Origin of the sequence: Kineosporia sp. A_224, from assembly GCF_002198655.1 — a bacterium.
Classification (GTDB): domain Bacteria; phylum Actinomycetota; class Actinomycetes; order Actinomycetales; family Kineosporiaceae; genus R-H-3.
In genome coordinates this window covers 17,816-42,391 of sequence record NZ_MWLN01000184.1, presented here as the reverse complement: position 1 = coordinate 42,391, position 24,576 = coordinate 17,816, and the positions used below count along the sequence as shown (strand labels likewise).

The window sequence follows — 24,576 nt, the reverse complement described above, 5'->3', positions numbered from 1 at the left end:
CACCCGAACCCGTGTCGAACGACGTCAGCCGTCGCGGACTGCTCCGGGGGGCCGCAGCCCTCGGCGCGGCCGCCGGCGGTGCCGGCCTGCTCGCCGCCTGCGGCGGGGTGAAGTCCGCCGGCGGCAGCACCTCCGCCGCCTCCGCGGGCGGCACCCAGACCCTGCGGATCGGCTACGTCACGCCGTCGACCGGTTTCGCCGCCGGCTTCGGCGAGGTGGACCCGTTCGTCGTCGAGCAGGTCACGAAGGCCGTCTCGAAGGGCCTGACGATCGGCGGCACGATCTACCAGGTCCGGATCGAGGTCAAGGACAGCCAGTCCGACCCGCAGCAGGCGGCGAAGGTCGCCAACGAGCTCATCGCCTCCGGCGTCGACATGCTCGTCACGAGCTCGACGCCGGAGACGGTCAACCCGGTCGCGGACGCGGCCGAGGCCGCCCGGGTGCCCTGCCTGTCGACGGTGTGCCCCTGGGAGGCGTTCTACTTCGGCCGCGGTGCCACCCCCGACAAGCCGTTCACGTACACGTACCACTTCTTCATCGGCGTCGACGACCTCGCCGTCGTCTACAAGTCCCTGTGGCTGAACGGCGTGCCGAACAACAAGAAGGTCGGCGTGCTCTGGCCGAACGACGCGGACGGCAACGCGATCCGGGCGGGCCTGGGCCCGATCCTCACCAAGGCCGGGCTGACCGTCGTCGACCCGGGCGCGTTCCCGACCGGGACCCAGGACTTCACGTCGATCATCTCGACGTTCAAGAAGTCCGACGTCGAGGTGGTCAACAGCTTCGCCATCCCGCCGGACTTCGCGACGTTCTGGAAGCAGGCCGCCCAGCAGGGGTTCCGGCCGAAGATCGCGACGATCGCGAAGACCGGCCTGCTCCCCGAGCAGGTCGAGGCGCTCGGCGACATCGGGCCCGGCCTCACCGCCGGGGTCTACTGGCACCCGTCGTGGCCGACGAGGTCGGCGCTGCTCGGGCTGTCGAGCGCGGACCTCGCCGCCGCGTACGAGAAGTCCTCGGGGAACCAGTGGACGCAGAACCTCGGCACGACGACCGCGCTGCTCGAGACCGCGATCAGCGCCCTGGTGTCGTCGGGCAGCCCGAAGGACCGCACGGCGGTCGCGAACGCGCTCGGGAAGACGTCGATCGACACCGTCGTCGGCAGGCTCGACTGGACCTCCGGCCCGGTGAAGAACGTCGTCGCCGAGCCGCTCGTCGACGGCAAGTGGGTCAAGGCCGAGGACGGGCCGTTCCCGCTGGACATCCGGATCGTCGAGAACTCCGGCTACCCGTCGGCCCCGGTCGCCGCCGCGGACACGGCGCTGTCGTGACCGCGAGCCTCGCCGGACCGGACGTCGCGCCCGCCCTCTCGGTGCGCGGCGTCCGGCACGCCTACGGCGCCGTCCCGGTGCTCCAGGGGGTCGACCTCGACGTCCGGTCCGGTGAGGTGGTCGGCGTCGTCGGCCCCAACGGGGCCGGAAAGACGACCCTGGTGGACGTCCTCACCGGGGCGGTCACCCTGCAGGAGGGGCGCGTCGTCCTCGGCGGGGACGACGTCTCCCGGGTCCGCGGCGCGGTGCGGACCCGGCACGGCCTGGCCCGCACGCACCAGGTGCCCCGACCGTTCACCGGCATGACCGTGTTCGAGAACGTCCTCGTCGGGGCGACCGCGGGCGGCGTCGACCGGGCGACCGGGTACGACCGGGCCGCCCGCGCCCTCGTCGCGACCCGGATGACGGCCCTGGCGAACCGCCCCGCGGGCGCCCTCGGCCTGCTCGACCGCAAGCGGCTCGAACTGGCCAGGGCGCTCGCCCTGCAGCCCCGGGTGCTGCTGCTCGACGAGGTCGCCGGCGGGCTGACGGACGCCGAGACCGACGACCTCGTCGACCTCGTCGGGACGCTGAGCGGCCAGGGGCTGGCCGTGGTCTGGATCGAGCACCTCGTGCACGTCCTGGTCCGGGCCGCGACCCGGCTGGTCTGCCTCGCCGAGGGCACCGTCATCGCCGACGGGCCGCCGGACGAGGTGATCGCCTCGCCGCGGGTGCAGCAGGCGTACTACGGAGGGCCGGGATCGTGACGCTGCTGCGCATCGAGGGTCTCGTCGTCCGGCACGGGCTGCTCACCGCCGTCCGCGAGGTCGACCTCACGGTCGCCTCCGGGGAGGTGGTCGCGCTCGTCGGCGCCAACGGGGCCGGCAAGTCGACACTGCTGCACGCGGTGGCCGGCAGCCTGCCGGTCGCCCGGGGCCGGGTCCTGCTCGGCGGCACCGACGTCACCGCGGTGCCGGCGCACCAGCGGGTGCGGGCCGGGATCAGCCTCGTGCCCGAGGGGCGCCTGCTGTTCCCCGGCCTGTCGGTGCTGGAGAACCTGCTCGTCGGGGTCCCCGCCCGGTCGCGTCGCGGTGCCGACGAGGCGTCCGCGCTGCCGCGCGGCGGCTGGGACGTCGAGCGGGTGCTCGACGCCTTCCCGCTGCTGGCCCGGCTCAGGGACCGCCCGGCGGGCCTGCTCAGCGGCGGTGAGCAGCAGGCCACCGCGATCGGGCGGGCCCTCGTCGCCGACCCCGCCCTGCTGCTCCTCGACGAGGTCTCGCTCGGGCTGTCGCCCGCCGCGGTCGACGTCGTCTACGCCTCGCTGGAGGCGGTGCTGGCCGGCGGGGTCGGGGTCGTCCTCGTCGAGCAGGACATCGAGCGGGCGCTGCGGACGGCGACCCGGGTGGTCTGCCTGCTCGAGGGCAGGGTCACCCGGGACGTCGCCCGCGAGCACGCGGACCGGGAGGAGATCACCCGGGCCTACTTCGGGACAGGAACGGAGGTGGCGTCATGAGGCTGCTCGACGCGGTCGTCCAGGGCTGCCTGCTCGGCGGTCAGTACGCCTTGTTCGCGGCCGGGCTCTCGCTCGTTTTCGGCGTGCTCAAGGTGGTCAACCTCGCGCACGGCGACCTCGGCATCCTCGCCGCCTTCGCCGCGATCGGTCTCGCCGCCGGGGCCGGGCTGCCGCTCGCGCTCGCGGTCGGCGTCGTGCTCGTCGGGATGCTCGCGGTCGGGGCCGCGCTGCACGCGGGCCTGCTCGCCCGGACGACGGGTGCGCTGCCGCAGATCTCGATGATCGCGACCTTCGGGCTGAGCGTCGTCATCGGGAACACCCTGCAGGAGGTGTTCTCGGCCGACCCGCGGGCGCTCGACCTCGGGTCGTTCGGCACGGCCGGGGTGACGGTGGGCGGCATCTCCGTCGGGCTGCTCCCGGCAGCGGTCCTCGCGGTCGCGGTGGCCGCGCTCACCGGCCTCCACCTGGTGCTGACCCGGACGGCGTTCGGCCGCCGGGTCCGGGCCACCGCCGACGACCCGGCGACCGCCGCCCTGGTCGGGGTCGACGCCCGGCGGACCTACCTGGTCGTCACGGCGCTCGCGGTCGGCCTCGCCGGCCTGGCGGGGATCGCCTACGCGGCCTCGTCGCTCGTCACCCCGCTGGCCGGTCCGAGCCGGCTCATCTTCGCCTTCGAGGCCGTCGTCATCGGCGGTCTCGGGTCGCTCTGGGGGACCCTCGTCGGAGCCGTGGTGCTCGGGGTGGCGCAGTCCGTCGGGTCCGTCGTCGACCCCTCGTCGGGTGTCCTCGCCGGTCACCTCGTCTTCCTCGCGGTGCTCGCGACCCGGCCGGCCGGCCTGCTCGCCAGGACGCGGGTGCGGGCATGACCGCCGTCCTGGAGGTGGGGCCGGCACCGACGGTGCAGGTGGTCCGCTGGTCCCGGGCCGCCTCTGCGACGGTCGCCGGGTTCGTCGTCCTCGTCGCGGTCGCGGCGGCGGTGCCGATGCTCTTCGTGCCGCTCGTCGGCAACCGGCTCACGGCGCTGCTCGCGCTCGTCGTCCTCGCGGTGACGTGGAACGCGCTCGCCGGCTACGCCGGCCTGGTGTCGGTGGGGCAGCAGGGCTTCTTCGGGCTCGGGGCGTACGCCGTCCTCGCGCTCAGCGACCTCGGGCTGAACGCCTACCTCTCGGTCCCGCTCGCCGGGGTGGTCTGCGCGCTCGCCGCGCTGCCGTCGTCGCTGCTGCTCTTCCGGCTCCGGGCGGGGCAGTTCGCGATCGGCACCTGGGTCCTCGCGGAGGTCTTCCGGCTGCTCGTCAGCAGGGTCCCGCAGCTCGGCGCCGGGACCGGCCGGTCGCTCACCTCGACGACGGACGTCGACCCGGCGCTGCGTCAGGCGTTCACCTACTGGACGGCGCTGGCGATGACCGTGCTCGTCCTCGTCGGGGCCTTCCTGCTGCTCCGGTCCCGGGTCGGAATCCGGCTGCAGGCGGTCCGGGACGACGAGAACGCCGCGCGCTCGCTCGGGGTCGGGGTGACCGGGGAGAAGCGGCTCGTCTTCGTGCTCGGCAGCGGCGGGGCCGGGGTCGCGGGGGCGATCACCCTGACGAACTCCCTCACCGCCCAGCCGGACAACATGTTCGGTGTCCAGTGGGCGGCACTGATGATCTTCATGGTGGTCATCGGCGGGATCGGGACGTTCGAGGGCCCGATCATCGGCGCGGTGCTGCTGTTCGCCGTCCAGCAGCTGTTCGACGGCTTCGGCAACTGGTACCTCGTCGGGCTCGGGGTGCTGGCCGTCGTCGCGACCCTGGCCGCCCCGCGCGGGGTGTGGGGCGAGCTCGCCCACCGCCGGGGGTGGACGGCGGCACCGCTGTTCCACGACGTCCGCTGGCCGGCCCTGCCGCTGGCGCCGGGCGCCGCCGCACGGCACGATGCCGCGGACACGACCGTTCGGGAGGAAGGACGCCGGTGACCGCGCTGCCACCGCAGAACCTCGGGCTCGGCACGTGGCCGCACCGCCGGGCCCGGATCACGCCCGACGCCGTCGCGCTCGTCCAGGGCGACCGGTCGCTCACCTACGCCGGTCTCGACGAGCGGGTCCGCCGGGTCGCGGCCGCGCTCGCCCAGGGCGGCGTCCGGCACGGCGACCGGGTGGCCTACCTCGGCCCGAACGACATCTCGACGTTCGAGACGTTCTTCGGGGCCGGTCTGCTCGGCGCCGTCCACGTCGCGCTGAACACCCGGTTGTCGGCGGCCGAGATCGCCTACATGCTCGACGACTGCGCGCCGACGGTGCTCGTCCACGCCGCGTCGCTCGGGCACCTCGTGCCGGCGGTGCTGCCAGCCTCGGTGCGGCGCGTCCTCGTCGTCGTGGACCTCGGAGGCGGCGAGGACGCCGAGCACACCGCCGGTGCGGCGTGGGAGGCGGTGCCGTTCGAGGCGGCCCTGGGCGCCGTGGAGCCGCTCGACGAGGTACCGGCGGTCGGGCTGGACGACCCGTGCCTCGTCCTCTACACCTCGGGCACCACGGGTCGCCCCAAGGGGGCCGTGCTCACCCACGGCAACCTCACCTGGAACACCGTGAACCAGCTCGCGCACGTCGACGTCCTGAGCACCGAGCGGGCGCTGTGCATCGCGCCGCTCTTCCACGTCGTCGGGCTGGGGCAGGTGACGCTGCCGACGCTCTTCAAGGGCGGCAGCGTCGAGGTGCTGGCGAGGTTCGACCCGGAGGTCGTGCTGTCGGCCGTCAGCGAGCGCGGGATCACGAGCTTCGCGTGCGTGCCCACGATGCTCCAGATGATGTGCGAGCACCCGGCCTGGGACGGCAGCGACCTGTCGACGCTGCGCACGGTGATCTACGGCGGGTCGCCGGTCCAGGAGCGGGTCGCCGTGGCGTGGCACCGGCGCGGTGTGCAGGTGGTCCAGGGCTTCGGGATGACCGAGGCCGCGCCGGGGGTCTGCATGCAGATCCGCGACGGGGCCGGCGACAAGCCCGTGTCGATCGGCCCGCCGCACTTCTTCGTCGACGTCGCCGGCCACGCGGCCGGCCGGCCGGCGGACCTCGGGGACGCGCCGGCCGAGCTCCTCGTCCGTGGTCCCAACGTGTTCGCGGGCTACCTCGGCCGCGCCGAGGAGACGGCCGAGGCGTTCCCGGAACCGGGCTGGTTCCGCACGGGCGACATCGTCCGGCGGGACGGCGACGGCTGGTTCTACGCCGTCGACCGGGCCAAGGACATGATCATCTCGGGCGGGGAGAACATCTACCCGGCCGAGGTGGAGGCGGTCGCGGTGCAGCTCGACGAGGTGGCCGCGGCGGCCGTCGTCGCCACCCCGGACGAACGCTGGGGCGAGGTCGGGCACGCCTACGTCGAGCTGCGTCCGGGTGCGGACCTCGACGAGGACCGGTTCCGGGCGCACCTGCTCGCGAACCTGGCCCGGTACAAGGTGCCGAAGTACGTCACCTTCGTGGAGTCGTTGCCCCGCAACGCCACCGGGAAGATCCTGCGGGTCCGGCTGCGCGAGGCGGCCGCAACCGGCCTTCCGCCGCCTCTGAGGTAGATCGCCGTGCGTATGGACGGCGATCTACCTCAGAGGGCTGGTCGCGACCGGCTCGTCCGGAGGTGCCTCAGGCGGTGGGCCGGGCGGTGCGGGCCCAGGCCGCGCCCACCTCGGCCACGACGACGTCGAGGAAGTCCCGGGTCGGGCCGGTCGGCTCGACGTGGGTGAACGCGTGGTCGACGCCGGGGGCGACGTGGTGCCGCACCGGGACGCCGGCGGCCGCGAGCCGCTCGGCGTACCGGTCGCCCTCGTCGCGCAGCAGGTCGTGGTCGGCGGTGACGACGAGCGCCGGCGGCAGGCCGGCGAGGTCGCCTGCGTGCAGCGGCGAGACCAGCGGGTCCGCGAGCCGCGCGGGGTCGGGGACGTAGCTGTGGTTGAAGACCCGGGCCAGGCCGGGGGAGATGAGCGGCTTCGCCGTCCGGGCGTGCTTGTCGCCGGGGTCCTGCACGAGGTCGAGCGGCGGGTAGACGAGCACCTGCAGCGCCGCCTCGAAGCCGCCCTCGTCGCGCGCCCGCAGGCAGGCCGAGGCCGCCAGGTTGCCGCCGGCGCTCTGGCCGCCGACCGCGAGCCGGCCGCCGTCCCAGCCGTGCTCCCGGGCGCCGGTCGTCGCCGCCCAGGCGGCCACCGCGTACGCCTGCTGCGCCGCGACCGGGAAGGGCCGCTGCGGGGCCACGTCGTAGTCGACGTTCACCACGACGCAACCGGTCTCGGCGGCGAGCACCCGGCAGATGTGCGCGTCGAACTCCGGGTGCCGGGCGACGAACCCGCCGCCGTGGAGGTTCACGTAGACCGGGGGAGCGCCGTCCGTGCCCGCGTCCGTGCCCGCGTCCGTGCCCGGGGCGTCGGCCGGCGGACGGTAGACGTGGACCGTCACCGGGCCCGTGTCCGTCGGGACGACGACCCGGGCCGGCGCCGCGACGTGCGCGGCGAAGGCGTCGTAGGCCGCCGGTGGTCGGGTGACCCGGCCCGCGAGGACCTGGAACCCCTTGGCGAGGAGCCGGTGGTGCAGCGGCATGACGGCCTGCCCTACTGTCCTGACTCGTAGAATTTCTACGAGTCAGAACAGTAGGGTGACCCCGACCCTGGGTCAACGGGTCTCGTCGACAGCTCTGGAGGGGTCGCCGGATGGACGGGTCGTCGTCCCGCCCGGTGCCGGTCCGTCGCCGGATGCCCAAGCGCACCAAGGAGCAGACCCGCGCGCTCATGCTGCGGGCCGCTGTCGACCTGCTCCGCGAACGCGCACTGTCGCAGGGGGACGACGTCGTCTCGGCTGCCCTCGCGCACGTCCGGGTGACCGACATCGCCCGCCGTGCCACGGAGCTGGTCCGGGCCGACCTCGGGACGGCGGGCGACGGCCGGCCGGAGGCCGCGGCGATCACGACCGGTGCGGCGTACCAGGTCTGGCCGCGCCAGGCGGACCTGCAGGCCGACCTGCTCTTCCACATCGCGGAGCTGCAGGCGGTGCTCGGCCCGGGGGCCGCCGAGGTCGTGGCGAGCTTCCGCGCGGCGGCGGACGCCGGCGCGGCGCTGGAGGACGTCGTCGTCGGTGCGGTCGAGGAGATCTGGCGGGCCTACCGGGACGACCCGATCTTCCGGGTCGAGCTGAGCTTCCTCGTCGCGGCCGTGGACCCGCGGGTGCGGGCGGCGCTCGCGCACCGCCGGGAGCGGTTCGCCGCCACCGCGGACGACGTGTGGCAGGGGCTGCTCGAGGCCTACGGCCTGCGGATGCGGCCGCCGTACCGGCTGCGCGACCTCACGACGGCGGTCGCGGCCCAGGTCGTCGGCTCCGTCGTCCTGTGGTGGGCCGACCAGGAGGTGCTCGCCGACCCGTTCGACGGCGGCCGCAGCCTCGCCTCGCGGGCCGCGGCGCTCGTCGTCACGGGGCTCACGGAGCCGGCTGCTCCGCCCGGCTGAGCACCTCCTCGAGCCCCGTGGCCGGGTGCCCGGTGAGCCGTTCGACGTCGTCGGTCACGCCGTCCAGCTCGCCGGCCGCGATCGCGGTGTACGTCGACACCCAGGCCTCGACGAGCCACTCGGGGGCCGCGTACGGCGCTCGGGAGGCGAACGCCTCCTCGACCGTCTCGTCGTGGAAGGTCACCGCCCTGCCGGTCGCCGCGGTGAGCCGCGTCGCGGCCTCCGTGAGCGTCAGGGCCTGCGGGCCGGTGAGGTCGTAGGTCCGTCCCGCGTGCGCCGCCGGGTCGAGCAGGACGGAGGCCGCGACGTCCGCGATGTCGTCGAGCGCGACCGGGGCGAACCTGCCGTCGCCCGCAGGGCCCCGGATCACGCCGTCCTCGCCCGCAAGCAGCGGGAGGAAGTCGAGGTAGAGGTTGTCCCGCAGGAACGTGAAGCCGAGCCCCCTGCCGCGGACGTGCTCCTCGGTGTGCCAGTGGTCGCGGGCGTGGGTGAACGTCGCGTCCGGTGCGGCGCCGAAGAACGAGACGTAGACGAGGTGCTCGACCCCGGCGGCGACCGCAGCATCGACGAAGGTGCGGTGCTCGCCGACCCGGTCCGGGTCCTCGGACGCCGAGACGAACAGCACGACCCGGTGCCCGGCCAGGGCGGCCCGGACGGCCTCGCCGTCGCCGTACGTGGCGGTCGCGACCCGGGTGCCGGGCAGAGCGGGGGCCCGCGACGGGTCGCGGACGACGAGGGTCTGCGCGGCCCCGGCCGCGGCGAGCCGGCGGGCGACGCGCCCGCCGAGCCGGCCCGTCGAGCCCGTGACGGCGATCGTGCCCTGCGGTGCTGCCATGGTGTGTCCTCCGGGGGGAGCGTGCCGACGAGGCCGGCAACGGTCGAAGGTCCTGCGACGGGCTCGCGCCGCGTCGCGTAGCGTACCCCCAGGGGTATCTGGAGGTGGTGTTCGATGACGCACCCGCCGACGACGGCGCCCGTGCCGTCCGAGCGTACGGCCGAACCGGGGCAGGGCCCGCCCGGGCAGGCGCTCCTGGCGCGGATCGCGGCGTCCGTCATCGGGGACGACCGGCTCCAACCCGGTCCGTACGGCCCGCGGCGGGTCACGTACGCCGACTGGACGGCGTCCGGGCGGGCGCTGACGTTCGTCGAGGACTTCGTCCGCGACGAGGTCCTCCCGCGCTACGCGAACACCCACACCGAGGCGAGCGGCACCGGCCTGCAGACGTCGCGGCTGCGCGAGGACGCGCGCCGGGAGGTGCGGGACGCCGTCGGCGGCGACGCCTCCACCGCCGTGATCTTCGTCGGCTCCGGCTCGACCGCCGCGATCGACCGGCTCGTCGGCATCCTCAACCTGCGGGTGCCCGCCGACCTCGACGCCAAGTACGGGCTCACCGACCACATCCCCGCGCACGAGCGGCCCGTCGTGCTCATCGGGCCGTACGAGCACCACAGCAACGAGCTGCCCTGGCGCGAGAGCATCGCCGAGGTCGTCACCGTGCCCGAGGACGCCTCCGGGCACGTGGACCTCGCCGCGCTCGAGGCCGCCCTCGTCCGGTACGCCGACCGTCCGCTGCTCATCGGCTCGTTCTCCGCGGCGAGCAACGTCACGGGGATCCTCACCGACACCGACGCGGTCTCGGTGCTGCTGCACCGGCACGGCGCCCTCGCCTTCTGGGACTACGCCGCGGCCGCCCCGTACGTCGACATCCGGATGGTGCCGGACGCCGCCGCGGGGGCGGACCCGCTGGCGTACAAGGACGCCGTCTTCCTCAGCCCGCACAAGCTCGTCGGCGGCCCCGGCACGCCCGGCGTCCTCGCCGTCCGCCGCGACCTGGTCCGCAACAGCGTCCCCGTCGTCCCCGGGGGCGGGACCGTCGAGTACGTCAACCCCGACGAGCACGTCTACGTCGACGACGTCGAGCACCGCGAGGAGGGCGGCACGCCCGACATCGTCGGCTCGATCCGCGCCGGCCTCGTCTTCGGCCTCAAGCGGGCCGTCGGGGTGCCCGTCATCCGGGCCCGGGAGGCGGCGCTCCTCGACCGCGCGCTGGGTCGCTGGCGGGCGAACCCGGCCATGGAGATCCTCGGCAACCCCGACGCCGAGCGGCTCGCGATCGTCTCCTTCGTCGTCCGCCGGGTGCGGGCCGACGGCACACCGGGCCGCTACGTCCACCACAACGCGGTCGTGGCGATCCTCAACGACGTCTTCGGGATCCAGGCCCGCGGCGGCTGCTCGTGCGCCGGGCCGTACGGCCACCGGCTCCTCGGCATCGACGTCGAGCGCTCGCACGCGTTCCAGCGCGAGATCCACCGCGGCTGCGAGGGCATCAAGCCCGGTTGGACCAGGGTCAGCCTCAACTACTTCGTCACGGACGCCGTCGCCGACTACGTCGTCGAGGCCGTCGACCTCGTCGCCCGCGACGGCTGGAAGCTCCTGCCCGACTACCGGTTCGACCCGCGGACGGGGCTGTGGCGGCACCGGCACGGGCCGGCCGAGCCGCTCCTGCGGCTCACCGACGTCCGCTACGACGACGAGGGCCGGATGACGTACCCGCGGCACGACGACCGGGTGCCGGAGTCGGTGCTCGCCGACCAGCTGGCCCGGGCCCGCGAGCTCTTCGACCTCGCGACACCGGCCCGGGCGGACGCCGACGGCGAGCACCTCGCCGAGGCGCGTTGCCCGTCGCCCCAGTTCCACGACCTGCTCTGGTTCGACCTGCCGGAGGTGTGCCTTCGATGAGCGCTGCCCACGAGACCCGTTCCGCCGCAACCGATGCGGATCCGTCGCCGACGGCGGCCCTGCCCGGTTGGCGGCGTCCGCTCGTCGTCGTCGCGCACCCCGACGACGAGTCGTTCGGCCTCGGCGCGGTGCTGTCCGCGTTCGTCGGCGCCGGGGCGTCGGTGGCGGTGCTGTGCTTCACGCACGGCGAGGCCTCGACGCTGCACGGCGTCGAGGGCGACCTGCGCGAGCTGCGGGCCGGGGAGCTCGCCGAGGCGGCCCGCCGGCTCGGCCTCGCCGGCGTGGAGCTGCTCGACGAGCCGGACGGCGCGCTCGGCGCCGCGGGCTCGGAGCGGCTCGTCACCGCGGTGCTGCGGGCGCTCGACCGGCACGGCGCCGACGGGTTCGTCGTCTTCGACGACACCGGGATCACCGGGCACCCCGACCATGTCGCCGCGACGGCCGCCGCGGTCACCGCGGCCCGCGGGGCGGGTCTGCCGGTGCTCGCCTGGACGCTCCCCGAGCCCGTCGCGCAGGCTCTGCGGGACGAGTTCGGTGCCCCGTTCGCCGGCCGGCCGAAGGCCGAGGTCGACCTCGTCCTCACCGTCGACCGGGCCGCCCAGCTCGAGGCGGTCGCCGCGCACCCGAGCCAGGCCGTGCCCGGCAGCGTCCTGTGGCGCCGGCTGGACCTGCTCGGGCCGGTGGAGCACCTGCGGTGGCTCCACCGGCCCGCGTGAGCGTCCGCCGGGACCTGCCGGGCGGGACCCTGCGGGGCTCAGCCGCCGAAGGCGGCGAGGTGGTGCTGCGACGCGGCCGACAGGCGGCTGTAGACGGTCGTCACGTCGGCGGCCTTCACATCGGCGCCGGCCTTCGCCAGGTCGGCGATGTCGAGCTTCTCGATCTTCTGGCCGACGGTGAGGGCCGCGGTCAGCGAGCTCTTGCCCTCGGCGACCAGGCTGTCGTAGAGGCTCTGCACAGCCGGGGTCGTGAAGCTGCCGTCGGCCTTGCCCACGGTCGGGTCGGTGACGTCGTACCGGTCCAGGAGCGTCCGGACGGCCGACAGGTGCCGGGCCTCGGACGCCGCGATCATCGTGAAGCGCCGGTCGCCGGTGGAGCCGGCGAGGACGACGTAGACGTCGTGGGCGAGCTTCTCCTCCTCGGCCATCCCGGCGAGCGTGGACTTCTGCGCGTCGGTCAGGGTGCCGCTCGCGGGCAGGTTCGCCCCGGGGTCGCCCATCATGCCGCCGCCGTTGCGCATGCCGTAGCCGTTGCCGTCGGCACGGCCCCGCATGCCGTTGCGCATCCCGTTGCCCATCCCGTAGCCGGTGCCTGTGTCGTCGTCCGTCATCGGGCAGGTCGTCGCGGTGTTCGTCGCGGTGGTCCGGGTGCCGGGCCCGCCGCCCCAGCCGGTGGTGTTCGCCACGACGGGGGTCGCGAGCAGCAGCACACCGGCTCCGCCGGCGACGGCGGCCGTCACGAGGGCGGTCCTGGTGGTCCTGCTGTTCATGGTGTGCTCCTTGGTCTGAGGTTCCGGAACCCGGGGGAGGCTGGTCCGCCGTCCCGGGCTCTTGGTACGACTCTCGGCCCGCGGGGTGGACCGGCCGTGCAGCCGGTGTGGAGACGATGTGGAGAGCGGCCGTCGGTCCCGGCCGGGCGGCGTCGCGGGAACCGAGGATGAGTGCTGTGGGAACCGTGCTGGTCGTCGAGGACGACCGCGACATCCGGGACGTCGTCCGGCGCTACCTCGAGCGTGCCGGCCACGCCGTGCTGTCGACCGGGTCCGGCATCGAGGCGCTGCGGCTGCTCGACGACGCCGCCGTCGACCTCGTCGTCCTCGACCTCGGGCTGCCCGACCTCGACGGCTTCGAGGTGCTCCGCGAGGCGCGCCGGGCCGGTGGCCGGCTGCCGGTCGTCGTTCTCACCGCGCGGGCCGAGGTCGACGACCGCATCCGCGGGCTGTCGTCCGGTGCGGACGACTACGTGACCAAGCCGTTCAGCCCGACCGAGCTCGTCCTGCGGGTCGGCGCCGTCCTGGCCCGGACCGTCGGCCCGTTCGGGGACGACGGGGCCCTGCTCTTCGGGGAGGGCCGGCTGCGGATCGACGAGGCGCGGCACGAGGTGACACTCGACGGGCGCACGCTCGACCTCACGGCCACCGAGTGGGGGATCCTCGCGACCCTCGCCTCGGTGCCGGGGCGCCCGTTCTCCCGCTACGAGCTCGTCAACCGGGTCCGCGGCTACGAGTTCGCCGGCTACGAGCGGAGCATCGACTCGCACGTGAAGAACCTGCGGCACAAGCTCGGGCAGGACCCGACGTCGGTCGTCGACACCGTCGTCGGCGTCGGCTACCGGCTCGCCCTGCGGCGGGACGTCACGACCGGGAGCCCGCGATGAGCGGGCCCGCAGCGGGGCCGACGACGGCGACGAGCCTGGGCCCGCTCGGTCGGCGGCTGCTCGCGTCGTTCGTCCTCGTCGCGCTCGTGGCCGTGGCCCTCGTGGCCACGGCCGGGCTCGTCGGCAGCTCGCTCGGGGTCTCCCGCACGACGGCGCAGTCCCGGGCGCTCGCGGCGCAACGGGTCGCCGCCGCGGCCGCGACCGGGTACTCGGTCACGGGGGAGTGGGCGGGCAGCGACCTCACCGCCGCCGTGACGACCGCCGCCGCGGCCGGGGCCCGGCTCGCCGTGCTCGACGACGCCGGCCGCGCCGTGACCTCGACCGGCCGGGGCCAGGGCATGGGGATGGGGTCCGGCATGGGCACCGGGATGGGGATGGGCGGCGCGGGCACTGCGACGACCGGCGGGGTGCAGGTCACCGAGCCGGTCCTCGTCGCCGGCACCCGGGTCGGCACGGTGCTCCTCACGTTCCCGGCGGCCGACACGGGCGGACGGCGTCTCGCGTGGTCGTGGATCCTCGTCGCGGCGGTCGCCGCCGTCGCGGTCGCGGTCGCCGCCGGCTGGTACGTCGTCCGACTCCTGACCCGCCCGCTCGTCGCGCTCACCGACGCGACGCGGGCCTTCGGTGCCGGTGACGTGACGGCCCGCCCGGCCGAGCGCGGCGTCGGTGAGCTCGGTGAGCTCGCGGGCGCCTTCGACCAGGCCGCGCAGGCCGTGGCGGAGCAGCAGCGGCTGCGCCGGCAGATGACCGCGGACGTCGCGCACGAGCTGCGCACGCCGCTCACCGCGCTCCAAGCCGGGCTCGAGGAGCTGCGGGACGGCCTCGTGGAACCTGACCGCGAGACGCTGACCCGGCTCCACGACCAGGCGCTGCGGGTGACCCGCACCGTCGCCGAGCTCTCCGAGCTCTCCGCCGCGGACGCCGCCGCGGCCGGCCTGCACCGGGCCCCGGCCGACCTCGGTGCCGTGACCGGCGAGGCGCTCGACGCCCGGCTGCCCCAGCTGCGGGCCGCCGGTCTCGCCGTGACCCGGGACCTCGCGGGCGGCGTCCTCGTGGCGCTCGACCCCGACCGGTGGCACCAGGTCGTCGGCAACCTCCTCGACAACTGCGCGCGGCACTGCCGCCCGGGGGACATCGTCCGGGTCCAGGTGGCGCCGGCGGACGGCGGCACCGCGCGGCTCGTCGTCGCGGACAGCGGGCCGGGGATCGCCCCCGACGAGCTGCCCCACGTGCTGGAACGGTTCTGGCGGGGCCGGGACCGGCACGCAGTGGCCGGCTCCGGGGTCGGGCTCGCCGTCGTGGCGCGGCTCGTCGAGGCGCACGACGGCGCCGTCGTCGTGACGTCGGACGGCGCCTCGGGCACGACGGTGACGGTCACGCTCCCCGCGATGCCGCCCGCCGTCGCGCAGGACGCCGGGCGACCGGGTCAGGCCCTGCGGAGGACGACGAGCGCGTCGACCGCGTGACGGTCGCCGTCCCCGACCGGGCGGAGCACCCGCTCGGCCCGCTGGACGGCGAACGCGCCGTCCGCCATGGCCTGCGCGAGGTCGTCGAGGACGTCCGCCTCGGTGTAGAGCACCGCCGGGTCCTGCGGGCCGCCGACGCCCTCGGTCAGGTTGTCGCTGTGGTGCGCGACGACGACGAGCCGGCCGCCCGGGGCGACGCAGCGGGCCGCGCCCCTGAGGGCGGCGCGCCGGGCCGGCGCCGGGAGCTGGATGTAGACGACGAGCGCCAGGTCGTAGGTGGTCGCCGGTTCGAAGGTCGTGAGGTCGCACCTCTCGGTGGTCAACCGGTCGGCGTCCCCGCCGAGCCGCTCGGCGGCGAGCTGCCGGGCCCGGTCGAGGGCGACGCCGGAGAAGTCGACGGCCGTCGCCCGCCAGCCCTTCGCGGCCAGCCACAGCGCGTTGCGGCCCTCGCCGGCGCCGAGGTCGACGGCCGTGCCGGGCGGGAGGTCGGAGCAGACCTGCTCGACCCACAGGTTCGGGCCCGCCGACCAGACGGGCTCGCTGCTCGCGTAGCGGGTGTCCCAGTCGGTGCTGTCCACGCTGCTCCTTCGTCCCGGCCGGAGCGACCGCCGGTCGACGCGAACCGGCCTCTCGGCGGCATCACGCTACCAGCCATCTCTTGACATCTCCGAATGTCCGGACATCCTGTATTCCGTACGGTCTAGTTGTCGTCAACGCCGTGATGCCCTCGAACGTCCGCCGCCGAAGGAGTCGCCATGAGCACGTCGAGCCACCGTGTCGTCATCATCGGAGGGGGCTCCGCGGGAGTCACCGTCGCAGCCAGGCTACGGCGCGCGGGGGTGAGCGACGTCGCGATGGTCGAGCCGTCGCAGGACCACTGGTACCAGCCGCTGTGGACCCTCGTGGGCGGCGGCCTCGCCGACGTGGCCCGCTCACGACGGCCGCAGTCGTCGGTCATGCCGAAGGGCGTCACGTGGATCCGGGGCCGGGCCGCGGCCGTGGACCCCGAGGCCTGCACCGTCACCCTCGAGGACGGTCGCACGGTCGGGTACGAGTACCTCGTCATGGCCCCGGGCATCCAGCTCAACTGGGGCGGCATCACCGGCCTGCCGGACGCACTCGGCCGCGACGGCGTCTCGAGCAACTACGACCACGCGCTCGCCCCGCGAACCTGGGACTTCGTCCGGGCGACGACCCGCGGCACCGCCGTCTTCGCCCAGCCGGCGGGGGCCATCAAGTGCGCGGGAGCACCCCAGAAGATCGCCTATCTCGCAGCGGACTACTGGCGGCGGCAGGGGGTCCTGAAGGACATCGACGTCCACCTCGTCCTGCCGACGCCGGGCATGTTCGGCGTCCCCGAGTTCGCCCGGATCCTCGAGCAGGTCGTCGAGCGCTACGGCATCACCGTGCACTTCAACAGCGAGGTCGTCGAGGTCGACGGCGCCACGCGCGAGGTCATCATCAGGGACAACGCGAACGACACGAAGGAGCGGCTGGGGTACCAGGTGTTCCATGCTGTCCCCCCGCAGTCGGCCCCGGACTGGGTCCGGCAGGGCCCGCTGGCGGACACGAGCACCCCGGCCGGCTACGTCGCGCTCGACAAGCACACCCTGCGCCACGTGACCTACGGGAACGTCTTCGGCCTCGGTGACGCGGGCTCGACGCCGAACTCGAAGACCGGGGCCGCGGTCCGGCACCAGGCACCGGTGCTCGTGAAGAACCTCCAGGAGGTGATGTCCGGCCGGGAGCCGTCCGCCGAGTACGACGGTTACGCCTCGTGCCCGCTGACGACCGCCCGGGACCGGATGCTCCTCGCGGAGTTCGACTACAGCCTCAAGCCCGCGCCGAGCATCCCGATCCTCGACACCACGCACGAGCACCGGGACTTCGGCCTGCTCAAGAAGTACGGGCTGCCGACGCTCTACTGGAATCTCATGCTCAAGGGCCTGGCCTGAGCGCAGGCCGCCCGGCGCCCAAGCGGGTCCGGCTCAGCCGGGCCCGGCGACGGCACCCACGGACCAGCCGCGCGCCGTCCAGTCCGCGACGACCGACCACCGGTCGCCGCGGACGACGGTGACGCGCCGTTCGACGAGGCGGGCCTCCGCGTAGCCCGAGCGCTCCACGGTGAGGCAGGCGACACCGCGAGGGACGGCGAGCAGCGCCCGCTCGGCGGGCGCGGGCACGGTCGCGCTGATCCGCTCCCGGCCGCCGGTCACCCTGACGCCGCACCGCTCCGCGAGCTCGTCGTAGAGCGCGCCACGGGTGAAGTCGGCCTTGACCAGAGGCGCGGCGAGGGAGGCGGGCAGCCAGACCCGGTCGTGCGCGAGCGGGACGCCGTCGGCCAGCCGGACCCGTTCGAGGTGGAACAGGCGGGTCCGCTCCGGCAGGCCCAGAGCGGCGGCGGCCTCGGCGTCCGTCGTCAGCGACTGGTCGAGGATCTCGCTCGTCTGGGTCATGCCGCGGTTCTCGACCTCGCGGAAGAGCGAGTACAGGCTGCCGAGCGGCTGCTCGATGGCGGCCCGGACCTGGGTGGGCCGGCCGCGCGCGGAGTCGAGCACCCCGGCCTCGCGCAGCCGGCGTAGCGCCTCCCGGACGGTGTGCCGGGAGACGTCGTACTCCCGGGCGATGTCGAGCTCGCCGGGGAACGCGGTCGCGAAGTCTCCCGCGGTGAGGCGTCGGGACAGGTCGCGCTGGAGCTGGGCCCACAGCGGCAGCGGGTCCTGCCGGTCGAGCGGGCGTGCGCCGGGGTCCGCGGGCACCGTGCTCCTGTCCGTGCCGGGCGGCCGTGCGCCGCCGTGTCCGGACAAGCGTACTCACGCGTGCTGTGCGGCCTCAGACCGGTCAGGCACCCGGTGTGTACGCTCGGGCGGCGAACGACGGGCTCAGAACGTACCGGTCGGGTGCCTGACCGCCGCGCGCTGTCCACCCCGCCGCTCATACTCGCGGTGGGTAACGGAAAGCGGCTCCGGCAGCGGCGTTCTCGGTACCCGGCGCGAGCATGAGCGGGTCTGGAAAGGCTCAGGCGAGCGAGATGAAGAGCTTCTCGATCTCCTCGGGCGTCATGTCCCGGTCCGCCTCGTCGGTGAGCAGGCACTCGGCCAGGCTCGCGGCGACGAGCTTGTAGCCGGCCCGGTCGAGCGCCTTGGAGGCCGCAGCGAGCTGCGTCGCGACCTCCCGGCAGGACCGGCCGCTCTCGATCATGGCGATGACCCCCTCGACCTGGCCGCGGGCACGGCGCAGGCGCGAGGTGATCTCCTTCTGGGCGACGGGGTCCATGGACCGACGGACCGGCCCGGCCCCCTGCTCGGGCTGCTCGGACATGGCGTTCAGTGCCCCTTGCCGATCATCCGGATCATGCGCAGGTTGACCACGGCGAAGCGCCACAGCTGGATCGGCAGCGAGTGCCGCCGGCGCAGGGTCTTCGCGGTGGGCATCGGCGCGGTGGCGATGCGGTCGTCGACGTCGCTCATGACGTGCTCCTCAGCCGTGCTCTCGGTCGGGTGTGACGCGCTCGGGACGTCTCGCTCGGGACGTCTCACTCGGGGATGAACGCCCAGCCGGGCCGGGCCTTCGCCTTGTAGATGAACAGGAAGTGCAGCAGATGCTTGATCCAGTGCGCGCCGAGGCCGATCTCGCCGTACGTGTCCTTGAGGCTGCGCCCGGTCTCGGGGTACTTCACGGTGTCGGGCACGACGGGGTACATCGTCATCGCGGCGGCGGTGCCGGTCCGCAGCCCCGCGCCGGCCGAGGCGATGCACGCGGCACCCATGTGCGCCATGGAGGCGGTGTGCGTGGGGACCGTGGCGCCGGAGCGCACCATGTCGGCGATCGACCGCGCGACCTGCCGGCCCATGACGCCGGACGGCATCCCGGTGCGCGGCGGCGCGGGGGCGATGACCGTGCCGTTGGGGCTCTTGCGCGGCCGGGAGATCGCGTGCGGCGGCGCGAACGCGATGCCGACCGCGAAGATGTTCGGGTAGGCCTGCGTGACGTACGTGGACGGCCAGTCCTCGGCGCGCCACTCCTCGAACGGCTTGACGGCGTAGTCCGCGTCGACCTTCGTGAAGCCGTTCGGTGCGAAGAGCCGCTCGGTGATGTCCGCGCCCGCCCGGTCGTAGGCCGTGAGGTCGGCACCCCGGAACGGCGGGAGCAGCATCGCGAAGTCGAAGGACAGCTCGTGCCGCTCGCCGTCGAGCGTCTCGTAGTGGACGACGCCGGGCTCGACCCGCTCGACGTGGGCGCGCAGGATCGCCTTGACGCCGCGCTCACGGAAGAGCGACTCGGTCCAGGTCTGGCTCGAGGTGACGAAGCCCTGCTGCGCGAAGGACATCCCGCCGACACCGAAGTCGCCGAGCTCGTACTCGTTGCTCAGGTAGACGATCTCGGCGAGGTCGCGCACCCCCGCCGTCCGCAGCTCGTGCTCGACGTTGAAGGTGTACTCGAAGGCGGCGCCCTCGCACGTGCACATCCCGTGGCCCATGCCGATGACGATCCGCTGCGGGTGCCCCGCGCGGAGCTTGGCGATGACCTCGGTGAGGGCGGAGGCCGCCTCCTCGGCGTGGCCGGACGTGCAGACGGACCAGGAGTTGCCGCCGTCCGGGCCCAGCCCCGGCGTCGCGGCGAAGTTCAGCCGCGGACCGGTGGCGTTGACGAGGTAGTCGTAGCGGAGCTGCTCCTCCTGGCCGGAGCGCTCGGGGGAGGTGTGGACGACGTCGACACACCCCGTCGGGTCGTCGTCCGTCCCCTCCGGGCGGACGGCGACCGCCTTGGCCTGGACGTAGGTGATCCCCTTGCGCTTGTAGACGGGGGCCAGGGGGAACGTCACCTGCCCGCTCGTCATCCGGCCGACGCCGACCCAGATGTTCGACGGGATCCAGTTCCACTTCGAGTTCGGTGAGACGACGACGACCTCGTGCTGCTTGGGCAGGAGCCTGCGCAGGTGGAGTGCCGCCGTGTGGCCGGAGATGCCGGCGCCGAGGACGACGATGCGGGCCATGTTCAGGCTCCTTTGCCTGGGTGTCCGGTGTGGCTCAAGGAGCGGCCCGGGGTGGACGCCGGGTCGTCGTGGTGGTCCTTTGCGGGATCAGAGGGCGGTGCGGGTGCGGTCCCGGCTCAGCGGCAGGTGCACTGCTTGTCGCGCGGGACGCTCGCCATGACCTGGTCGACGTGCATGCCGCAGCCGGTCCAGGTGACCTTGCGGCAGCGGGGGCAGACGGCGGGGCTGCACATGAGAGGTGTCTCCTTCTCCCGGCCCGGATGCGGGCCGTTGTCCTGTGGTCTTGATATGACTATATACCCCAGGGGGTATCTGGTTCAAGCGTCACCGCTGGCCCGGCCTAGGAGGTGACGACCGCCTGGCCGGCCCCGGTCCAGGCGGTGATCCCGCCCTCGAGGTCGGCGACGTGGCCGAACCCGTCGGCCTTCATGACCTCGAGCGCCTGGCCGGACCGGTTGCCGCTGTGGCAGTACACGGCGTAGGTCTTCGCGTGGTCGAGCGCGTGCACCTGGGCGGCGAAGTCCCCGGCGTTGAAGTCCACGTTGACGGCGTTCGCCAGGTGGCCGGTCGCGAACTCGGCAGGCGTGCGGACGTCGAGGACGACGACCGACGGCGTCGAGGCGAGGGACGCGAACGCGTCGACGCCGATGTGCTTCACGCCGTCGACGGCCGTGACGGCGCTCCCGGCGCTGCCGGACGACGACCCGCAGCCGGTGAGGGCGAGGGTCGCGGTGAGGACCAGGGCGGCGGCCGGGACGGCGCGGGCGGTGCGGCGGGACATCAGGTCTCCAGATCGGTGTCGGTGCGGCCGTCGGCGCTGGTGCGGGCGACGGGGATCGGGGGTGCCGGGTCCGGGAGGCAGAGCTCGCCCCGCCGGACGGCGAGCAGCGTGCGGGCGCCGAGCCCGGCCACCACGAGGCTCAGGACGGCGAGGACGGTCGCGCCGAGCCACGTGAAGCCCGCGCCGAGGCCGGCCGCGCCGGCGCCGAAGAACGCGGACGCGGCGGCGGCGAGCGGGAACGTGTAGGCCCAGCCGGAGATCGCGAACGGCAGGCGGACGAGCGCGGGCGCCTGGGTGGCGAGCAGCAGAAGCTGGAACAGGGTGACGTCGAGCAGGATCTGGCTCGGCGCGTCCCCGAAGGTGCCGCCGAGGCGCACCCAGGCCAGGGCCGCCAGCGCGGGTGGTGCCACGAGGACGGCGAGGGTCGGGGAGAGCCGCCCCGGCAGCGCCCCGCCGAGGACCAGCCGACCCAGGACGATCGGCAGCAGGGCCAGCCAGTAGACCAGGCCCACGGAGAAGAAGAACCACGACATCTGCCGGGGGCCGTGCGCGACCCCGGCGAGCGGCACGACGAGGTTGCCGACGACGGGGATGAACCACGCCGGGTGGACGTGGTCGAGTGTGAACCGGGGGTCGCCGATCCAGGTCCGCAGGACGTCGAGCGTGAGGACGAGCTGCGCCGGTGCCCCCACCCACCACAGGACGGCCGAGAACGTCGGGGCCGTGTCGAGGAACGCCGCCGCGAGGATGACGAGGGAGATCGTCGCCGTGGGCACGAAGGCGAGCTTCACCGGGTGCCGCCACTCCGCCCGGACCGCGGGCAGGTGACGCACCACCTTCGTGAGGTAGGCGCTCGCGACGACGGCGAGGACGCCGGCGGCGAGCCAGGCGAGCCCGGTCCCGACGGCGGGGGTGACGTGCCCGGTCCGGGTGGCGCGCTGCCAGGCGAGCGACGTGCCCGCCAGCCCCATGACGATGGCGAAGACGGTGACGGGCAGGTGCTCCAGACGGGCCGCGGCCCCCGCCGCGGGTGCGGCGGGGGCCAGGGCTGCGGTGTCGGTCACGAGGTGCTCCGGTGGTCCGGCGGGAGGTGGTCGGGCTGGTGGTCAGGCGCTGACCGGCTCGTTCATCGCCTGCCAGGCGGCGAACCCGCCGACCAGGTCGGAGACGTCGCTGCGGCCGGCGTTGCGCAGCAGGCTCGCCGCGACGCTGGAGCGCCAGCCGCCGGCGCAGTGCAGGACGACGGGCCGCCCGGCCGGGATCTCGTCCATCCGGCGGCGCAGTTCGGCGAGCGGGATGTGCAGCGAGCCGGGGATGTGCCCGCCCTCGCGCTCGCCGATGTTGCGCACGTCGACGACGACGGGTGCGTCCGCCGCGTCGGCGGCCTCGCCGGTGGTGAGCTCGGCGAGCCGGCCCGGGGTGAGCCGGCTGCCGTGCTCGACGTCGCCCGGGCGGTCGAGCATGACGGCCTCGGGCCGGGCGAGGTAGCCGGCGACCTTGTCGAAGCCGATCCGGGCGAGCCGGGTCGCGACCTCGGCCTCCCGGCCGTCGGGAGCGACGACCACGACCTCCTGGTCGGCCGTGAGCACCATCCCGGCGGTCTCGGCGAAACGGCCGTCGGCGGGGACGTTGAGCGAGCCGCGCAGGTGGCCGGCGGCGAAGTCGGTGACGTCCCGGGTGTCCAGGACGGTGGCGCCACGGCCCACCGCCGCGTCGAGCGCGTCGGCGTCGAGCGCCGGGACGGCCGCGTCGGCGTCGTACACCTCGCGGTTCTTCCGGTTGAGGATCGCGTCGTAGACGAAGTACTCGGGGGCCGACGGCTGCCCGGCGGTGACGAGGGCGACGAAGTCCTCCTGGCTCATCGGCTGGCAGGCGTAGTTGAGCAGCCGCTGCTGGCCGATCGTCGACTGCCGCTCCGTCGAGAGGTTCTTGCCGCACGCCGAACCCGCGCCGTGCGCGGGGAAGACGCGGACGGCGTCGGCGAGGCCCATGAGCTTGCGCTGGATCGAGTCGTAGAGCTGGACGCCGAGCTCGTCGGCGGTGACACCGATCGACGCGAGCAGGTCGGGGCGGCCGACGTCGCCGATGAAGAGGGCGTCGCCGGTGAGGACGCCGTAGGCCACCTCGTCGTCGGCGTGCTCGTAGACGAGGACGCTGATCGACTCCGGGGTGTGGCCCGGGGTCTCCATGATCTCCAGGGTGACGTCGCCGAGCGGGATGCGCTCGCCGTCCGTGAGGGGGCGGGTCTCGAACTCGGCCTGCGCGACCCGGCCGTAGCCGATCCAGGCGCCGGTCGCCTTCGCGAGCTCGAGGTGCCCGGAGAGGAAGTCGGCGTGGAAGTGGGTGTTGACCATCCCGACGATCGTCAGGCCCTGCGCCGCCGCGTCGTCGAGGTACTCCTGGACGTCGCGGCGCGGGTCGACGACGACGGCCTGGCCGGTCGAGGTGTCGCCGACGAGGTACGAGGCCTGGGAGAGGCAGTCCACGTAGTACTGCGTGAACACCATCGTCGAGGGGCGGGTCGTGGTCTCGGGCTGCGGGTCGGACATCTGTGTCTCCTGACGGCTCGGGGTGCGGGTCGAGGTGCGGGGCGTCGCAGGCCCCTGCGGGTCGGGCAACGAGGTCAACTCTATACCCCCGGGGGTATATTTCCAATGCCGGGAGCGGATGGTCGCGAGCAGTGCCCCGACGGTCAGCAGCGAGACTGCGACCGCTGCGGCGGTCCAGCGCGCCGCGCCCGCGGGGACCTGCTCGACGAGGACGAGTGCGGCGATGGCCAGGACCAGTGCGGCGAAGGCGCGCCGGAGCCGGTCGGCCGGGATCCGCCCGGCGAGCCGGCTGCCCACGAGGCTGCCGAGCACTGCGGACGCCGTGACCGCCAGGACGAGCGGCCAGGGCAGTGACGTGCCGGCGAGGTGGCCGGCGAGCCCGGCGGCGGACTGGAGGGTGATGACGAGCAGGGACGTCCCGACGGCCGCGGTCATCGGCAGCCCGGCGACGAGGACGAGCGTGGGCACGATGACGAACCCGCCGCCCGCTCCGACGAACCCGGTGACGACGCCGACGGCGGCGCCGAGGCCGATCGCGGCGGGGACGCGCAGCTCCTCGCGGCCGGTGTCGCCGCCGCGCCGACCGCGGAGCATCCCGACGGCGGCGGCGAGCATCATGAGGGCGAAGGCGCCGAGCAGGACCGGTCCCGGGACGAGCGCCGAGACCCGGCCGCCGCCGTAGGCGCCGGCCATCCCGGCGGCGCCGAGGAGCAGGCCGGTGCGCCAGCGCACCCGCCCCGCCCGGGCGTGGCTCAGCAGGCCCACGCCGCTCGTCACGCCGACGACGAACAGGGACCCTGCGGTCGCCTCGTGCGGGTCGAGACCGCCGACGTAGACGAGCAGGGGCACGGCGAGGATCGAGCCGCCCCCGCCGAGCAGGCCGAGCGACACCCCGACGGCGAGTGCCAGGACGACCGTCAGGGTCGCGGTCACGACGTGCGGGCCCCGGTGACGACGGGGCGGCCGGACCGGACCCAGCCCGAGGTGCCGCCGGCCACGGACAGGGCCCGCAGGCCCGACGCGGTGAGCGCCGCGGCCGCCCGCAGGCTGCGGTTGCCGCTGGCGCAGATGACGTAGATCGTCCGGTCCTCGGGCAGGCCGGCGGCGGCTCCCGCGAGGGAGCCGGCCGGGACGAGCCGTGCCGTCGGCACATGGCCCCCCGCGTACTCGTCGGGCTCCCGGACGTCGATGAGGAACGCGTCGGGCTGCACTGCCGCGAACGACTCGAGGTCGACCTCGAGCTGTGTCGTCATTGTTCTCTCCTCGGTCGTCGGCGACCTGTGCTTGACGTCTATCCGGAGTTCCGGATGTCCGTACAATAGCTTCACAGGGCAAAGTTGAGCAAGTGATACCCCAGGGGGTATAAAGTCGCTGCAGTCGAGCGCCGAAGCCACCGTCAG

The 24,576-nt window shown here is 74.4% G+C and carries 24 protein-coding genes and 1 pseudogene; 12 read left to right on the top strand and 13 right to left on the bottom strand.

All coding sequences use genetic code 11. From position 1 onward, the window contains the following. Positions 1-11: 11 nt before the first annotated feature. Genes EDJALFJO_RS19105 through EDJALFJO_RS19080 form a run of 6 tightly spaced genes read left to right on the top strand, consistent with a single transcriptional unit; the run spans position 12 to position 6,357 of the window. A complete protein-coding gene (locus tag EDJALFJO_RS19105; protein ID WP_198950448.1) occupies positions 12-1,328 on the top strand; it encodes an ABC transporter substrate-binding protein in 1,317 nt (438 codons plus the stop codon). Beyond that, positions 1,325-2,074, top strand: coding sequence for an ABC transporter ATP-binding protein (locus EDJALFJO_RS19100; protein ID WP_088287901.1), 750 nt, complete (start codon positions 1,325-1,327; stop codon positions 2,072-2,074). The genes EDJALFJO_RS19105 and EDJALFJO_RS19100 overlap by 4 nt, the downstream gene beginning before the upstream one ends. Then, entirely contained in the window at positions 2,071-2,820 is a 750-nt protein-coding gene (locus EDJALFJO_RS19095) for an ABC transporter ATP-binding protein (protein WP_088287900.1), read from the top strand. Before EDJALFJO_RS19100 ends, EDJALFJO_RS19095 begins: the two co-directional genes overlap by 4 nt. After that, positions 2,817-3,686, top strand: a complete 870-nt coding sequence (locus EDJALFJO_RS19090) for a branched-chain amino acid ABC transporter permease (RefSeq protein WP_088287899.1) — start codon at positions 2,817-2,819, stop codon at positions 3,684-3,686. Before EDJALFJO_RS19095 ends, EDJALFJO_RS19090 begins: the two co-directional genes overlap by 4 nt. After that, on the top strand, positions 3,683-4,771 hold the full coding sequence (locus EDJALFJO_RS19085) for a branched-chain amino acid ABC transporter permease (RefSeq protein WP_088287898.1): 1,089 nt from the start codon (positions 3,683-3,685) through the stop codon (positions 4,769-4,771). Before EDJALFJO_RS19090 ends, EDJALFJO_RS19085 begins: the two co-directional genes overlap by 4 nt. Next, a complete protein-coding gene (locus EDJALFJO_RS19080; RefSeq protein ID WP_198950447.1) occupies positions 4,768-6,357 on the top strand; it encodes a long-chain fatty acid--CoA ligase in 1,590 nt (529 codons plus the stop codon). Before EDJALFJO_RS19085 ends, EDJALFJO_RS19080 begins: the two co-directional genes overlap by 4 nt. Positions 6,358-6,424: 67 nt before the next feature. On the opposite strand, the gene EDJALFJO_RS19075 is transcribed toward EDJALFJO_RS19080, so the two are convergent. Continuing rightward, positions 6,425-7,372 (bottom strand): alpha/beta hydrolase, encoded by a 948-nt coding sequence (locus EDJALFJO_RS19075; protein WP_088287897.1) that lies wholly within the window; start codon positions 7,370-7,372, stop codon positions 6,425-6,427. Positions 7,373-7,524: 152 nt separating this feature from the next. Here EDJALFJO_RS19075 and EDJALFJO_RS19070 point away from each other — a divergent pair, with 152 nt between their 5' ends. Then, entirely contained in the window at positions 7,525-8,271 is a 747-nt protein-coding gene (locus EDJALFJO_RS19070; protein WP_233149943.1) for a hypothetical protein, read from the top strand. Here EDJALFJO_RS19070 and EDJALFJO_RS19065 read toward each other — a convergent pair. Beyond that, entirely contained in the window at positions 8,243-9,106 is an 864-nt protein-coding gene (locus EDJALFJO_RS19065) for an SDR family oxidoreductase (RefSeq protein ID WP_088287895.1), read from the bottom strand. The two genes, EDJALFJO_RS19070 and EDJALFJO_RS19065, sit on opposite strands and share 29 nt — an antisense overlap. Before the next feature lie 114 nt (positions 9,107-9,220). Between EDJALFJO_RS19065 and EDJALFJO_RS19060 the strand changes: the two genes are divergently transcribed. Further along, entirely contained in the window at positions 9,221-11,011 is a 1,791-nt protein-coding gene (locus EDJALFJO_RS19060; protein ID WP_088287894.1) for an aminotransferase class V-fold PLP-dependent enzyme, read from the top strand. Continuing rightward, the gene (locus EDJALFJO_RS19055; protein ID WP_088287893.1) at positions 11,008-11,727 is read left to right on the top strand and encodes a PIG-L deacetylase family protein; all 720 of its coding nucleotides are present in this window, start codon (positions 11,008-11,010) and stop codon (positions 11,725-11,727) included. The genes EDJALFJO_RS19060 and EDJALFJO_RS19055 overlap by 4 nt, the downstream gene beginning before the upstream one ends. Before the next feature lie 38 nt (positions 11,728-11,765). On the opposite strand, the gene EDJALFJO_RS19050 is transcribed toward EDJALFJO_RS19055, so the two are convergent. Then, the gene (locus tag EDJALFJO_RS19050; RefSeq protein ID WP_143448656.1) at positions 11,766-12,497 is read right to left on the bottom strand and encodes a DUF2202 domain-containing protein; all 732 of its coding nucleotides are present in this window, start codon (positions 12,495-12,497) and stop codon (positions 11,766-11,768) included. Between the two features lie 167 nt (positions 12,498-12,664). On the opposite strand from EDJALFJO_RS19050, the gene EDJALFJO_RS19045 reads away from it, so the two are divergent. Both EDJALFJO_RS19045 and EDJALFJO_RS19040 read left to right on the top strand, forming a co-directional pair. Further along, a complete protein-coding gene (locus EDJALFJO_RS19045; protein ID WP_088287927.1) occupies positions 12,665-13,384 on the top strand; it encodes a response regulator transcription factor in 720 nt (239 codons plus the stop codon). Beyond that, a complete protein-coding gene (locus EDJALFJO_RS19040; RefSeq protein ID WP_088287891.1) occupies positions 13,381-14,850 on the top strand; it encodes a HAMP domain-containing sensor histidine kinase in 1,470 nt (489 codons plus the stop codon). Before EDJALFJO_RS19045 ends, EDJALFJO_RS19040 begins: the two co-directional genes overlap by 4 nt. Here the strand turns inward: EDJALFJO_RS19040 and EDJALFJO_RS19035 are convergent. Beyond that, positions 14,811-15,428, bottom strand: coding sequence for a cyclopropane-fatty-acyl-phospholipid synthase family protein (locus EDJALFJO_RS19035; protein WP_088287890.1), 618 nt, complete (start codon positions 15,426-15,428; stop codon positions 14,811-14,813). The two genes, EDJALFJO_RS19040 and EDJALFJO_RS19035, sit on opposite strands and share 40 nt — an antisense overlap. 177 nt (positions 15,429-15,605) lie before the next feature. Here EDJALFJO_RS19035 and EDJALFJO_RS19030 point away from each other — a divergent pair, with 177 nt between their 5' ends. Continuing rightward, positions 15,606-16,805, top strand: coding sequence for an FAD/NAD(P)-binding oxidoreductase (locus EDJALFJO_RS19030; RefSeq protein WP_088287889.1), 1,200 nt, complete (start codon positions 15,606-15,608; stop codon positions 16,803-16,805). Between the two features lie 33 nt (positions 16,806-16,838). On the opposite strand, the gene EDJALFJO_RS19025 is transcribed toward EDJALFJO_RS19030, so the two are convergent. The 9 genes and pseudogenes from EDJALFJO_RS19025 to EDJALFJO_RS18990 all read right to left on the bottom strand — a co-directional run bounded on the left by EDJALFJO_RS19025 (position 16,839) and on the right by EDJALFJO_RS18990 (position 24,429). Beyond that, on the bottom strand, positions 16,839-17,609 hold the full coding sequence (locus EDJALFJO_RS19025; RefSeq protein ID WP_088287888.1) for a GntR family transcriptional regulator: 771 nt from the start codon (positions 17,607-17,609) through the stop codon (positions 16,839-16,841). Positions 17,610-17,868: 259 nt separating this feature from the next. After that, a complete protein-coding gene (locus tag EDJALFJO_RS19020; protein WP_088287926.1) occupies positions 17,869-18,126 on the bottom strand; it encodes a metal-sensitive transcriptional regulator in 258 nt (85 codons plus the stop codon). A gap of 50 nt (positions 18,127-18,176) precedes the next feature. Continuing rightward, entirely contained in the window at positions 18,177-18,320 is a 144-nt protein-coding gene (locus EDJALFJO_RS35080; protein WP_198950445.1) for a hypothetical protein, read from the bottom strand. A gap of 65 nt (positions 18,321-18,385) precedes the next feature. Beyond that, positions 18,386-19,846: an NAD(P)/FAD-dependent oxidoreductase gene (locus tag EDJALFJO_RS19015; RefSeq protein WP_088287887.1), complete on the bottom strand. Its 1,461-nt coding sequence runs from the start codon at positions 19,844-19,846 to the stop codon at positions 18,386-18,388. 340 nt (positions 19,847-20,186) lie between these two features. Then, positions 20,187-20,627 (bottom strand): rhodanese-like domain-containing protein, encoded by a 441-nt coding sequence (locus EDJALFJO_RS19010; protein WP_088287886.1) that lies wholly within the window; start codon positions 20,625-20,627, stop codon positions 20,187-20,189. Further along, positions 20,627-21,691 (bottom strand): SLAC1 anion channel family protein, encoded by a 1,065-nt coding sequence (locus EDJALFJO_RS19005; protein WP_088287885.1) that lies wholly within the window; start codon positions 21,689-21,691, stop codon positions 20,627-20,629. Before EDJALFJO_RS19005 ends, EDJALFJO_RS19010 begins: the two co-directional genes overlap by 1 nt. A 42-nt stretch (positions 21,692-21,733) precedes the next feature. Then, positions 21,734-23,134: an MBL fold metallo-hydrolase gene (locus EDJALFJO_RS36495; RefSeq protein WP_088287925.1), complete on the bottom strand. Its 1,401-nt coding sequence runs from the start codon at positions 23,132-23,134 to the stop codon at positions 21,734-21,736. 270 nt (positions 23,135-23,404) lie between these two features. Continuing rightward, positions 23,405-24,109 (bottom strand): annotated as a pseudogene (locus EDJALFJO_RS36490) (sulfite exporter TauE/SafE family protein); the annotation flags it as partial. Continuing rightward, positions 24,106-24,429, bottom strand: a complete 324-nt coding sequence (locus tag EDJALFJO_RS18990; RefSeq protein WP_088287924.1) for a rhodanese-like domain-containing protein — start codon at positions 24,427-24,429, stop codon at positions 24,106-24,108. The gene EDJALFJO_RS18990 and the pseudogene EDJALFJO_RS36490, both read right to left, overlap by 4 nt. Positions 24,430-24,576 lie beyond the last annotated feature (147 nt).